Source organism: Clostridium sp. 16K-1-R1 (assembly GCF_023921145.1).
GTDB classification, from domain to species: domain Bacteria; phylum Bacillota; class Clostridia; order Clostridiales; family Clostridiaceae; genus Sarcina; species Sarcina perfringens.
The window spans coordinates 3,156,027-3,169,160 of the sequence record NZ_CP046515.1 but is presented as its reverse complement, the minus strand read 5'-3'; the positions used below and the strand labels follow the sequence as shown (position 1 = coordinate 3,169,160).

Below are 13,134 nucleotides of genomic sequence, written 5' to 3'. Positions count from 1 at the left end.
TAGTACAAAGCCTATTATACACAATAAAATGTATAAAATCAATGCAAAATTGCATAAAAATAATGAATAATGTATAAATATTCAATAAATTAAGATTTATATACATAATTTTATAAAGTGAAATAATTTATTAAATAGGTAACTTTAGTTACCGAGTTACTTAAAAACCCTGTGTATAATCTTAGATGTAAGGTGACTAGGAAAGTTACTAATAAAAAAGAATCTTAAAAGAATTTTACATAAAGAAATAAAGAACATGGAGGAATTTAAAATGAGTATGTTTTGTTTTCAATGTCAAGAAACAGCAGGATGCAAAGGCTGTACTGTAAGAGGTGTTTGTGGAAAAACTGAAGATGTAGCAAAAATACAAGACCTTTTAATTTTTGTTACTAAAGGATTAGCTACAGTAGCTAATGAAGGAAGAAAAGTAGGAATAGTAGATAAAAAAATAAACAGAATGATAATAGATAACTTATTTATTACTATTACTAATGCAAACTTTGACTTTAAAGCAATAGAAAAAAGAGTTAAAGATACTTTAGTAGCAAGAGAAGAATTAAAAGAAAGAGTACAAGCTAAGGGTGGAAATCCAATTGGATCAGACTTCAAAGGATGTGCAACTTGGACAGCTACAACTAGTGAGGAAATGATGGAAAAAGCTTCACAAGTAGGAGTTTTAGCTACAGAAAATGAAGATATAAGAAGCTTAAGAGAACTTATTATGTATGGATTAAAAGGATTAGCAGCATACATGGAGCATGCTATGAATTTAGGACATGATAAAGAAGAAGTTCATGCATTTATGGCAGAAACTTTAGTTAAAATATTAGATGATTCATTAAGCGCAGATGAATTAACTGCTTTAGCATTAGAAACAGGTAAATTTGGTGTTGATGGAATGGCATTATTAGATGAAGCTAACACTTCAACTTACGGTCATCCAGAAATAACAAAAGTTAATATAGGAGTTAGAAATAACCCAGGAATATTAATATCAGGACATGATTTAAAAGACTTAGAAATGTTATTAGAACAAACAGAAGGAACTGGAGTAGATGTTTATACTCATGGTGAAATGTTACCAGGACACTACTATCCAAAATTCAAGAAATATGCTCACTTTGCAGGAAACTATGGTAATGCATGGTGGTTACAAAATAAAGAGTTCGCATCATTTAATGGACCAATATTAATGACAACAAACTGTATAACACCAGTTCAAGATTCATATAGAGGAAGAATATTTACAACAGGCGCTGTAGGATATGAAGGATGTATTCATATAACAGCAGATGAAAATGGACACAAAGATTTTTCACAAATAATAGAGTTAGCTAAGACTTGCCAAGCTCCAACAGAAATTGAAACAGGGGAGATCGTAGGTGGATTTGCTCATAACCAAGTACTTGCTTTAGCTGACCAAGTAGTTGATGCTGTTAAATCAGGTGCAATAAGAAGATTCTTCGTAATGGCTGGATGTGATGGAAGAGCTAAATCAAGAGATTACTATAGAGAATTTGCTGAAAAATTACCAAAGGACACTGTTATATTAACAGCTGGATGTGCTAAATATAAATATAATAAGTTACCACTTGGAGATATCAATGGAATTCCAAGAGTTTTAGATGCAGGACAATGTAATGATTCATATTCATTAGTTGTAATAGCTTTAAAACTTGCTGAAGTATTTGGAACAGATAGTGTAAATGAATTACCAATAAGCTACAACATAGCATGGTATGAACAAAAAGCTGTAATAGTATTATTATCATTATTACACTTAGGTGTTAAAAACATTCATTTAGGACCAACTTTACCAGCATTCTTATCACCAAATGTAGCTAAAGTTTTAGTTGAAAACTTTGGAATTGGTGGAATTACAAATGTAGAAGATGATATGAAAATGTTCTTAGGAGAATAATAGTAAATAATATATAGAATTTTGATATATTATTAATTATATAAATGAAGACTAACACAGCTGTGTTAGTCTTTATTTATATTGTTTGAATTATTAATTGAGTTATTTGATTGAGCTCTTAAATTATCAAAATAGGAAAAGCTAGCAGAGTATACAACTATGTTAGAACCTAAGGCAATAAGAAAATCACCTAAAACATTGAGTTCATCAGCATTATATCTAGTAGAGTAATCTTTTGCTATTAAAATACAAAGGAGATTAAGTTGATCAGGAGGTAAGTTAAATAGTTCCATAAAATTAACTCCTAATTTAATATATATAATCAGTATATAAAAAAACTCCCTTATTGATATTAATAAGGGAGTTTAATTTATAATTTAAAGCTATATTTGTGTAGCGTGAAGTACAAAATATACTAAAAAGATTGCTGATATAACGTACATAGGGATAGATACATCTTTATACTTCTTTGTTGCTAACTTACAAATAGGATAAGCTATAAATCCAAAAGCAATACCATCAACTATACTAAATGTTAAAGGTATTATAGTTAAAGTAAGGAATGCTGGGAATGATTCAGTGAAGTCTTCAAAGTTTATTGAAACTATATTTTGAATCATTAAGCCTCCAATTATTATTAAGACTGGAGCTATTGCTGAGTTTGGAATAAGTGATATAACTGGTATAAAGAAGATTGATATTAAAAATAAAAATCCTGTAAATATAGAAGTTAATCCTGTTTTACCACCAGCTGCTATTCCTGCACTACCTTCTACAGTTGAAACTGAAGGACTAGTACCACAGATACCACAAATTATAGTAGTAAAGGCAACCGCGTTAAGAGCTCTTTGTCTTTTACTTGGTTGTTTTAACATACCATCAATTTGTCCATGAAGTAAACCAATGTTTTCAAATACTAGGACTAAAGTTAGTGAGAAGGTTGCAATCCAAAATGAAATTGAAGTTATTCCACTAAAATTAGCTGATAAGAAAACTTGTTTATATTCACTGAAATTAGGTAATGAGAATTGAAAATTTGATAAATCAACAATTCCAAATAACATTGATATAATTGTTCCGGATAAAATTCCTATTAAGAATGAACCTGGTACATCTTTTATAAATAAAACTAGCATTAGTATCATAGTTATGAAGAATACTATAACTTCTTTAGATGAAATATCACCTAATTTAACAAGTGTTGAGGCATCTCCTACTATTAAGCCAGCCTTTTGTAATCCTAAGAAAGTAATAAAAATACCGATTCCAACTGTTATTGCTTCTTTTAATGAGGTTGGTATTGAGCTAGTTAACATATCTGCTAAAGGTGTAACCGCTACCACAATAAACAAAATACCAGCTACTATAACAGCTGCTAAAGCTTGTTGGAATGTAAGTCCCATAGTATTTACTATGGTATAAGTAAATAGTGCATTAATACCCATACCAGGCATTATAATAAGAGGAGCATTACTTAAAAGTGCAACTAGTACACATCCAATTAATGATGCTAATACTGTAGCTATTATAAGTGGTTCCATAGATACTCCACCATCACTAAGTATGCTAGCATTTACTACAATTATATAAACTGCAGCAAAAAATGAGGTAAGACCAGCAAGTAATTCTGTTCTTATATTTGTTTCGTGTTCTTTAAGTTTAAAAAAGTTATTCATCCTTTCTCCTTTTCAAAAATATCTCCCTCACCCTCCCACATCTATTGATGCAAATGTTATTATATCATATGTTAAACGTTTAATAAAGGTTTTTTAAATAAAGGTTTACAGAAAAAACTTGACATATTAGCAAAAAACATAATAAATGTTTTATTAAGGATTTATTTATAAGAAGGGAATTTTTATGAAGAAAACAGTTTTAATAACAGGGGCTACTAGTGGAATTGGATATGAATTTTCAAAAATATTTATGGAAAACAATTATGATGTAATATTAGTAGGAAGAAATTTAGAAAAATTAATGGAATTAGAAGATTTTTCGAAGAAAAAATGTGTAAGGGCTTACATATATAAATTTGATTTGAGTTTAAGTGAAAATATAGATTTTTTATATAAAAAAATTAAAACTGAAGTAGGAAAAGTAGATATATTAATAAATAATGCTGGTATAGGATTTAATGGAGAATTTAATGAAATAGATTGGCAAAAGCAATTAGATATAATAAATGTAAATATTATAAGTTTAACCAAATTAACTAAGCTTATTTTAAAAGATATGATAAATGAAAAGGAAGGGAAAATTTTAAATGTTTCCTCTACTGGGGCCTATCAACCGGGACCATTAATTTCAGTTTATTATGCTAGTAAAGCATATGTTTTATCGTTTTCTGAGGCTTTAAGAGAAGAGGTTAAAGATAAGGGAATTAATGTGGTTACTCTTTGCCCAGGAGCTACTAAGACGAATTTTTCTAAGAGAGCTGGAAAGGGAGATTTAGATGTGGCAATGAGTGCAGAAGAAGTAGCAGAGTGTGGCTATAAGGCTTTGATGAACAATAAGGCAATATGTATTCCTGGGATTATGAATAAGGTATTAGTATTTTTATCTAAAGTGTCTCCCACAACTTTAAATGCAAAGATAGTAAAGAAAATACAAAATAAGGCTATAAGTAAAAAATAATTGAGAATAATAAGCTTATAAATAATTAAATTTAAAATAAAGTTTTTAAGGAGGAAATTATTTATGAGCAATGAAAAATTATTCCCAACAACATTTCCAGTTCAAAATCAAAGTATTCATCCTGGAGTAGAGGATGAAATGAATCCACTACCAATATATGATTTACCACAGTATATAAATGATGGAAAAAGACTTAAGAATAAGGTAGCCATAATAACAGGTGGAGATAGTGGAATAGGAAGAGCTGTAGCCTTAGCTTATGCAAGAGAAGGGGCTAAAGTTTGTATAATATATCTATCAGATGAAGAGGATAAGGATGCTAATAAGACTAAGGAACTTATAGAAAGTGCTGGTTCTGAGGCTTTAGTTATAAAAGGAGATATTTCTAATATTGATTTCTGCACTTCAAGTGTAAAGAAGGTCATTGAAAAGTGGGGAAAACTTGATATATTAGTTAACAATGCGGCAGTTCAACATGATTCTAAAACTTTAGATGATATTGGACCAGAGCAAATAGAAAATACTTTTAAAATAAATGTTTTTGGAACTTTCTATATGACAAAGGCAGCAGTTAAATACATGGAATGTGGAAGCTCAATAATAAATACTACTTCTATTACAGCTTATAGAGGAAATGAGATACTTTTTGATTATTCATGTACTAAGGGTGCTTTAACTACAATGACAAGAACCTTAGCAACGATGCTAGTTAAGAATGGAATTAGAGTTAATGCTGTGGCACCAGGACCTATATGGACACCTCTTATACCATCTTCAATGAATAAAAAGAAAGTTTCTGAATTTGGAGTTAATTCACCTATGGGAAGAGCAGGGCAACCAGTAGAGCTTGCTGGGGCTTATGTTTTCTTAGCTTGTAATGAAGCATCATACATATCAGGTATAACAATACACGTAAATGGTGGAGAAATTATAAATGGGTAGTTTCATGATTTAACGTATTAGAATATAATATACTTATGATTTAATGGAAAAATAATTTTTATAAATAAAAAGGGGGAAACCTACAAATGAGAAAAGCATTAAAAGATAGTAAAAGAATAGTTGTTAAGGTTGGAACTTCTACATTAACTTATGAAAATGGAAGTGTAAACTTAATGAGAATAGAAAAATTATCTAGAGTAATTTCAGATATATGTAATATGGGAAAAGAAGTTGTTCTTGTTTCATCAGGAGCAATTGGAGTTGGAGTTGGAAAACTTAGACTTGAGAAAAAACCAGAGACTATAAGAGAAAAGCAAGCTGTAGCTGCCGTTGGACAGTGCGCTTTAATGCATATATATAATAAATTTTTCGGAGAATATAGCCATGTTGTGGCACAAGTTCTTTTAACTAGAGATGTACTAGAAAATGAAAGAATGAAAAATAACGTATGTAATACATTTGATACTTTATTAGAAAAAGGAATTATACCTATAGTTAATGAGAATGATGCTATATCAATAGATGAGATACAAAACATATTAAACTTTGGAGATAATGATAATCTTTCAGCTATAGTTTCTACTTTAGTAAATGCAGATACTTTAATAATATTATCTGATATAGATGGTTTCTACGATTCAGATCCAAGAACTAATGAGGATAGTAAGATGCTTAAAGAAGTTTATGAAATAACTCCTGAAATAGAAGAATGTGCAGGGGGGGCTGGAAGTAATAGAGGAACAGGCGGAATGGTAACTAAACTTTCAGCAGCTAAGGTAGCAACAAGTAATGGGATAGATATGATTTTAGCTAATGGAGAAAATCCAGAAATATTAATTGACATATTAAATGGTGAAGATATAGGAACTATGTTTGTAGCTAAGAAGGGGGAATAAAAATGAATAATGAACTTATTATAAAAGGTAAAAAAGCAAAAGAAGCTTCTTACACACTTTCATTTGCATCTACTAATGAAAAAAATAATGGGTTATTAAAAATAAGTGAATTCTTAATAAAAAGATGTGATGAGATATTAGAAGAAAATAAAAAGGATCTTGAAAAAGCAATTGAAAAGGGAACATCTAATGCAATGCTTGATAGATTAAAATTAGATGAGGAAAAAGTAAAATCTATAGCAAATGCCGTAGCAGATGTTGTTAAATTAGATGATCCAATAGGAGAAGTTACATCTATGTTTAAGAGACCTAATGGCCTTAGAATAGGTGTGCAAAGAGTTCCATTAGGAGTAGTTGGAATAATATATGAAGCAAGACCTAATGTAACTGCTGATGCTGCTGCTCTATGTTTAAAAACAGGAAACGCTGTTATTTTAAGAGGAGGTAGTGAGGCTATAAATTCTAACTTAAAAATAGTTGAGATTATTAGTGATGCCTTAAAGGAAGCAGGTCTTCCAGAGGGATCAGTTCAAATATTAGAGGATACTTCAAGAGAAACTGCTACAGATTTCATGAGATTAAATGATTATTTAGATGTTTTAATTCCAAGAGGTGGAGCAGGACTTATAAAAGCTGTAGTAAACAATGCTACAGTTCCAGTAATAGAGACTGGAGTTGGAAATTGTCATATATACATAGATGATGAAGCGGATATAAATATGGGAGTAGATATAATAGTAAATGCTAAAACATCAAGACCTGCTGTATGTAATGCTGCTGAAAAACTATTAGTTAATGAGAAAATAGCAGAGGAATTCTTACCAGTAGCAATAAAGGCTTTAAAAGAAAAAGGCGTTGAAATAAGAGGTTGTGAAAAAACTAAGGCAATTGTGAATGATATAAACTTAGCAACTGAAGAGGATTGGGGAAAAGAATATTTAGACTATATCCTTGGAGTTAAGGTTGTTAAAGATTTAGATGAGGCTATCTCTCATATAAATAAATATGGAACAAAACATTCAGAATCAATAGTTACTAAAAATTATTTTAATTCAGAGAAATTCCTTCAAAGAGTTGATGCAGCTGCTGTATATGTAAATGCTTCAACAAGATTTACTGATGGTGGAGAATTTGGATTTGGTGCTGAAATTGGAATAAGTACACAAAAGTTACATGCTAGAGGACCAATGGGACTTAAGGAATTAACAACAAATAAGTATATAATTTATGGAAATGGTCAAATTAGATAATTTATATAATCTTATAAAATTAAATTTCATATATTAAAGAAATATTTTAGGTGTTTAAGGGTAAAGAGATTTTAATTTATGAAAAAAGGAAGTATGGGAAAATGAAAGAAATAATCATGGATTTAATAATTCATAGTGGAGAAGCTAGAAGTTATGCTATGGAAGCTATTCAGCTTGCTAAAATAGGAGATGTAGAAGGGGCTAGAAGCTTAATAGAAAAAGCATCAATACAATTAGGTAAAGCTCATAAATCACAAACAGCTTTGATTCAAGATGAGGCTAGTGATAATAAAATAGAAATATCCATGCTATTAATTCATGCTCAAGATCAATTAATGACTACTATGACATTAAAAGATTTAGCAAATGAAATAATAGATTTGTATGAAAAATTAAATCAAAAAAATTTTTAGTAATGGTATAAAATTTTATATTTTATTATGTAAAATCAAATAAAAAGATATTATACAAGAAAAAGCACTTAAATTATTGTTAAGGTGCTTTTTATTTTTTGTTATTAAGAATTTTATAATAATTAGATGTTTTTTTAGATTTAATATTTAATTTATTTAGGAGTAAAAATATATATCTTATCATTAAATCTAAAGAATTTATGAAACTGAGAAGTTATTGTATAGAATTATAATTAGTAAGTAAAGATAAAATTGTATAACTAATAGTTTTATAAAAGAGAATTATAGAAGAGGTGCTTTATGAGATTAGGAAGAGATTTTTATAATAGAGATACATTAACTGTAGCTAAAGAGCTTTTAGGGAAAGTTTTAGTTAGAAAGATTAATGGAGTTACTTTAAAAGGAAAAATTGTTGAGACGGAAGCTTACATAGGCGCTATAGATAAAGCTTCTCATGCTTATGGTGGCAAAAGAACTAATAGAACAGAAACTCTTTATGCAGATCCTGGAACTGTATATGTTTATATAATTTATGGAATGTATCACTGCTTAAATCTAATAAGTGAAGAAAAAGATGTGGCAGGAGGAGTACTTATAAGAGGAATTGAGCCTTTAGAGGGAATAGAAGAAATGAGTAAATTAAGATACAAAAAGAGTTATGAAGAGTTATCAAGCTATGAAAAGAAAAATTTTTCTAATGGTCCATCAAAATTATGCATGGCTTTAGGAATAGATAAGGGGGAGAATGGCATAAATACTATTAGTAGCGAAGAGATTTATGTTGAAGATGACTCCTTAATTAAAAAGGATTTTTCTATTGTTGAAGCAAAGAGAATAGGTATAGATTATGCTGAGGAAGCTAGGGATTTTTTATGGAGATTTTATATTAAGGATAATAAATTTGTCTCTAAAAAATAATAAATAGTATTTTCTTTAAATCTTAATATAATATCTACGCTACAATAGTTATTTTGTGGGGGAGTTTTATGGCTATAAAGGATGCTAACAAGCAATATATAAAGTTTGATACTGCTGTCCAAGTTCTTAAATATGAGGTTTTAAAAAGGATAGCAGAGAAAGAATTTGATGGCACTTTAGACAAAGAAAAGCTTAATATAGCAAAAGAAATTGTAGATGATTTAAAACCTAATGTAAGATGTTGCATATATAAGGAAAGGGCTATAGTTGAAGAAAGAATGAAACTAGCTTTAGGTGGACATGAAAATAGAGAAAACATGATAGAAGTAATAGACATAGCTTGTGATGAATGTCCTGTTAATAGATTTATAGTTACTGATGCATGTAGAGGATGTCTAGCTAAGAAATGCAGAGATAGTTGCAATTTTGGAGCTATAAGTTTTGATAATAGAAAATGCAAAATTGATTATGAAAAGTGTAAGGAATGTGGAAAATGCAAAGAAGTTTGTCCTTATAATGCAATAGCTGAGGTTAAAAGACCTTGCATGAGAGCCTGTATTCCAAAAGCATTATCTTATGATGTTGATAGTAAAAAAGCTGTCATAGATGATTCAAAATGTATTCAATGTGGAGCCTGTGTAGTTGATTGTCCTTTTGGAGCTATAATGGACAAATCTTATTTAGTAGATGTTATAAGATTACTTAAAGATGAGAAGAAAGTTTATGCTATTGTGGCGCCAGCTATATCATCTCAATTTAATCATAGTAAGATTGGTAAAGTGATTACTGCTATAAAAAAATTAGGCTTTGAAGATGTGTTTGAAGCAGCTTTAGGAGCAGATTTAGTGGCTGTTCATGAATGTAATGAATTTAAAGAAAAAGGTGAATTAGACTTCATGACAACAAGTTGTTGCCCTGCCTTTGTTTCTTATATAGAAAAAAATTATCCAGAGCTTAAGGAGTGTATATCTAATACTGTATCTCCTATGGTAGCTATGGCAAGGTTAATAAAATCTCAAAATAAAGATGTTAAAACTGTATTCATAGGACCTTGTATTGCAAAGAAAACAGAAGCTAAGAGAAATGAGGTTAGTGGAGATGTTGATTACGTATTAACCTTTGAGGAGCTTTTAGCTTTACTTGACTCTAGGAATATTAAAATCGACGAATGTGAAGAAAGTGATACTAAGCATGGTTCATTTTATGGAAGACTTTTTGCTAGAAGTGGAGGAGTTACCGAATCAGTTAAACATCTTATAGATAGCGAAGGGATAAAAGTAGATTTTAGACCTATACTTGGAGATGGAATTAAGGATTGTGATATAAAACTTAGATTAGCAAAACTAAAAAGAGCACAGGGAAACTTTTTAGAAGGAATGGCTTGCAAAGGTGGATGTATAAATGGGCCAGGATCCTTAAATCATGATATTAAGAATAGCAAAGAAGTTGATAAATATGGTGAATTATCCTCTTCTGAGAAGATAAAAGATACTTTAGCTGATATTAAATTTGAGGATTTAAATTTATCTAAAAATGAGTAATGTAAAAAATTCTAATTTAAAATATAAAAGTTTAAAAATAGAATATGGAAGTTTAGTTATATAAAATTAGTATCATACTAAAAATAAAATTAAGCCTTTAACTAATTAACTTTAAAAATGTTATTATAGGGGGAGTAAGAACATTTAAATGATTAAAGTTAATTAGTAAAGGCTTTTAATTTAGAAAAATAATAAATTAAATAGATTTTAGTAGATTAAGGGATAAAAGTTTGAAATAAATAATATTTTATTATTTAGTAACAAATAAAGGAATCAATTCTTCTTAAATCAACTCCAAAGTAAACCCATCTAAAGCTAGCCCAACGCCATCCAGAAACTGATCTTCTATCAACTCTAGTTAAGTAAGCCCAATAGCTTCTTCCATTAGTTTGCCAAATATAAGTGAATCTATATAGACAAAATCTTATAGAGCCAGAACTAACATTTTTTGCATTTGGATTTCCACTTCCTTGACCAAAATTTTGAACACCTGCATCTTTTTTTGATGGTATATAAGATGGAGGTGGTCCCATTGGAGAAGGGGATTGAGGGCTTTGCCAATTAGTTGGTATAGGAAGCATATTTGACATATATCCAACAGGTGCGCTATGCATTAAATCATATCCCATATCCTTTATTGCATAAGGTAAGTCTTGTATAACAGCAGGTACATTTGCAATATTATCAGGAATATTTTTAATAACTGGTGGTATTACTGAGAATTTAGAATCGTTGTCAGAATTTCTATAATTCATAGGATAGTCATCATTAAATGTATCATCATTACCAGTGTAGTATCTTTCAAAGGAGTTTTCTGTATCCTCAGGTAAGACTTCAAACTCACCTACTTCATCTACTTCTTCATCTTCGTTGAAAAATCTAACAAAATCATTTGGATAAATTATTTCCATAAGTATCTCCTATAAAATTTTTATTTAGTATTAAACTATGCTTTTTATTATCTAAAGGTGAATTTTATAAAGGCTTTAATAAAATTTAATAATCATAAAAATTGTAGAGAATTGACGAAATAATTATAGAATTTCAATGAATTCCATTGACAAAATGCTCTATATGTATAATAATTATAATTGCTTCAATAGGACAATGAAGTAGGTATAGGTTTGAAATTAAGTTAAGGTGCTAGGTGTTTTACATCTAGCACCTTAACTTTTTGTGGGAAAAATAAATTTTACTGTTAAAACTTGCTAAATTTATAAAATGGACTTGACTATATAAATTTAATAAACTAAAATTGATAATAAGAATTTATCAATAAGATAAAAATACACTTTAAATTGGTCCCGTGAGGCCAGAAAGAGGTATAATTATGTTAAATAGAATTTTTTGTTGTACAAAAAAACAGATGAAATTAAAAAATGAAATAGCTTTGTATTTTAATACAATTCCATATAAAAGAGAAAAAGAGGTATTAGAGTGATTGATTTTTTACGCAATCGCTCTAGTACCTCTTTCTTTTAATTAAATAACATTTAGAATGATGGCAATGGAATTAAGACCTTTTAAAGTGTGTTTTTTAAATATGATTTTAAATAGGAGGTCTAGAAATGAAAGCAAAGCTTATATTAGAAAATGGCGTAGTATTTGAAGGTAAAGCCTTTGGATATTTAAAGGAGTGTGTTGGAGAGGTAGTTTTCAACACAGGAATGACAGGGTATCAAGAGGTTTTAACTGACCCTTCTTATTATGGACAAATAGTAACTATGACTTATCCCTTAATAGGTAACTATGGAATTAACTTAGAGGATTTAGAATCTAAGGAGCCTAAAGTAAGAGGATTCATAGTGAGAGAAAAATGTCAGTATCCAAATAATTTTAGATGTGAATTAGAGCTTGAAACTTACTTAGCTCAAAATAAGGTTTTAGGATTAGATGGTATAGACACAAGAGCCTTAACAAAAATCTTAAGAAATAATGGGACAATGAAGGGAATTATAGTTTTAGATAATTCAAACTTAGAAGATGTTAAAGATAAGTTAGAAGCTTTCTCAAATAGAGATGCTGTTTCAATAGTTTCAACTAATGAAAAATATGAAATCTCAGGGGAAGGAAAGAAAGTAGCTATAATCGACTTTGGAATAAAGCAAAACATTATTAGAAACTTTGTAAAAAGAGGATGTAATGTTACAGTATTCCCTTATGACTTTAAGGCAGAAGAAGTTTTAGAAATAAATCCAGACTTAGTATTTTTATCAAATGGACCTGGAGACCCAGAGGATATGGGAGAAGCAGTAAATGAGATAAAGAAAATAGTTGGGAAGAAACCAATAGTAGGAATTTGTTTAGGACATCAATTATTAGCTTTAACCTTAGGTGGAGAAACTAAGAAGCTTAAGTTTGGTCATAGAGGATGTAACCATCCAGTTAAAGATTTAATAAATAACAGAGTTCATATAACATCACAAAATCATGGATACTATGTTGCTACTTTACCAGAAAATATGGAAATAACTCATGTAAGTATGAATGATGGAACAGTTGAGGGAATGAAACATAAAGAATTACCAATATTTTCAGTTCAATTTCACCCAGAAGCATGTCCAGGACCAAAGGATAGCGAATACATTTTTGATGAGTTTATGAAGTATGCACTATAAG

General features: G+C 29.5%; 12 protein-coding genes. 9 read left to right on the top strand and 3 right to left on the bottom strand.

Annotated features, from left to right (window positions below; translation table 11 throughout):
• The first annotated feature begins 271 nt into the window (after positions 1-271).
• Positions 272-1,921, top strand: coding sequence for a hydroxylamine reductase (hcp, locus tag GOM42_RS14295; protein ID WP_060671233.1), 1,650 nt, complete (start codon positions 272-274; stop codon positions 1,919-1,921).
• 65 nt (positions 1,922-1,986) lie between these two features.
• Here the strand turns inward: hcp and GOM42_RS14290 are convergent, their stop codons facing one another.
• Positions 1,987-2,214, bottom strand: a complete 228-nt coding sequence (locus tag GOM42_RS14290) for a hypothetical protein (RefSeq protein WP_003450671.1) — start codon at positions 2,212-2,214, stop codon at positions 1,987-1,989.
• Positions 2,215-2,304: 90 nt separating this feature from the next.
• Positions 2,305-3,597: an NCS2 family permease gene (locus tag GOM42_RS14285; protein WP_003450694.1), complete on the bottom strand. Its 1,293-nt coding sequence runs from the start codon at positions 3,595-3,597 to the stop codon at positions 2,305-2,307.
• A gap of 184 nt (positions 3,598-3,781) precedes the next feature.
• Here GOM42_RS14285 and GOM42_RS14280 point away from each other — a divergent pair, with 184 nt between their 5' ends.
• From GOM42_RS14280 to GOM42_RS14250, 7 genes are all read left to right on the top strand, one after another.
• Positions 3,782-4,555, top strand: coding sequence for an SDR family oxidoreductase (locus GOM42_RS14280; RefSeq protein WP_003456690.1), 774 nt, complete (start codon positions 3,782-3,784; stop codon positions 4,553-4,555).
• A 63-nt stretch (positions 4,556-4,618) separates the two neighbouring features.
• Positions 4,619-5,497, top strand: a complete 879-nt coding sequence (locus tag GOM42_RS14275) for an SDR family oxidoreductase (protein WP_003456759.1) — start codon at positions 4,619-4,621, stop codon at positions 5,495-5,497.
• An 86-nt stretch (positions 5,498-5,583) separates the two neighbouring features.
• Positions 5,584-6,393: a glutamate 5-kinase gene (gene proB, locus GOM42_RS14270; RefSeq protein WP_003450599.1), complete on the top strand. Its 810-nt coding sequence runs from the start codon at positions 5,584-5,586 to the stop codon at positions 6,391-6,393.
• 2 nt (positions 6,394-6,395) lie between these two features.
• Positions 6,396-7,643, top strand: a complete 1,248-nt coding sequence (locus GOM42_RS14265) for a glutamate-5-semialdehyde dehydrogenase (RefSeq protein ID WP_110077484.1) — start codon at positions 6,396-6,398, stop codon at positions 7,641-7,643.
• A gap of 101 nt (positions 7,644-7,744) precedes the next feature.
• Positions 7,745-8,056, top strand: a complete 312-nt coding sequence (locus GOM42_RS14260) for a PTS lactose/cellobiose transporter subunit IIA (protein WP_003456776.1) — start codon at positions 7,745-7,747, stop codon at positions 8,054-8,056.
• 300 nt (positions 8,057-8,356) lie between these two features.
• The gene (locus GOM42_RS14255; RefSeq protein ID WP_003456892.1) at positions 8,357-8,974 is read left to right on the top strand and encodes a DNA-3-methyladenine glycosylase; all 618 of its coding nucleotides are present in this window, start codon (positions 8,357-8,359) and stop codon (positions 8,972-8,974) included.
• Positions 8,975-9,042: 68 nt separating this feature from the next.
• Entirely contained in the window at positions 9,043-10,515 is a 1,473-nt protein-coding gene (locus GOM42_RS14250) for a 4Fe-4S dicluster domain-containing protein (protein WP_003467917.1), read from the top strand.
• A 254-nt stretch (positions 10,516-10,769) separates the two neighbouring features.
• Here the strand turns inward: GOM42_RS14250 and GOM42_RS14245 are convergent, their stop codons facing one another.
• Positions 10,770-11,426 carry a hypothetical protein gene (locus GOM42_RS14245; RefSeq protein ID WP_003456724.1) on the bottom strand — a complete coding sequence of 219 codons (657 nt, stop codon included), beginning with the start codon at positions 11,424-11,426 and terminating at the stop codon, positions 10,770-10,772.
• Positions 11,427-12,083: 657 nt separating this feature from the next.
• Between GOM42_RS14245 and GOM42_RS14240 the strand changes: the two genes are divergently transcribed.
• On the top strand, positions 12,084-13,133 hold the full coding sequence (locus GOM42_RS14240) for a carbamoyl phosphate synthase small subunit (protein ID WP_003450627.1): 1,050 nt from the start codon (positions 12,084-12,086) through the stop codon (positions 13,131-13,133).
• The last annotated feature ends 1 nt before the right edge of the window (position 13,134 follow it).

What these genes read in the sequence shown, in the direction of transcription:
- hcp (WP_060671233.1), top strand. Translation starts at nt 272, where the DNA reads ATGAGTATGTTTTGTTTTCAATGTCAAGAAACAGCAGGATGCAAAGGC.
- GOM42_RS14290 (WP_003450671.1), bottom strand. Translation starts at nt 2,214, where the DNA reads ATGGAACTATTTAACTTACCTCCTGATCAACTTAATCTCCTTTGTATT.
- GOM42_RS14285 (WP_003450694.1), bottom strand. Translation starts at nt 3,597, where the DNA reads ATGAATAACTTTTTTAAACTTAAAGAACACGAAACAAATATAAGAACA.
- GOM42_RS14280 (WP_003456690.1), top strand. Translation starts at nt 3,782, where the DNA reads ATGAAGAAAACAGTTTTAATAACAGGGGCTACTAGTGGAATTGGATAT.
- GOM42_RS14275 (WP_003456759.1), top strand. Translation starts at nt 4,619, where the DNA reads ATGAGCAATGAAAAATTATTCCCAACAACATTTCCAGTTCAAAATCAA.
- proB (WP_003450599.1), top strand. Translation starts at nt 5,584, where the DNA reads ATGAGAAAAGCATTAAAAGATAGTAAAAGAATAGTTGTTAAGGTTGGA.
- GOM42_RS14265 (WP_110077484.1), top strand. Translation starts at nt 6,396, where the DNA reads ATGAATAATGAACTTATTATAAAAGGTAAAAAAGCAAAAGAAGCTTCT.
- GOM42_RS14260 (WP_003456776.1), top strand. Translation starts at nt 7,745, where the DNA reads ATGAAAGAAATAATCATGGATTTAATAATTCATAGTGGAGAAGCTAGA.
- GOM42_RS14255 (WP_003456892.1), top strand. Translation starts at nt 8,357, where the DNA reads ATGAGATTAGGAAGAGATTTTTATAATAGAGATACATTAACTGTAGCT.
- GOM42_RS14250 (WP_003467917.1), top strand. Translation starts at nt 9,043, where the DNA reads ATGGCTATAAAGGATGCTAACAAGCAATATATAAAGTTTGATACTGCT.
- GOM42_RS14245 (WP_003456724.1), bottom strand. Translation starts at nt 11,426, where the DNA reads ATGGAAATAATTTATCCAAATGATTTTGTTAGATTTTTCAACGAAGAT.
- GOM42_RS14240 (WP_003450627.1), top strand. Translation starts at nt 12,084, where the DNA reads ATGAAAGCAAAGCTTATATTAGAAAATGGCGTAGTATTTGAAGGTAAA.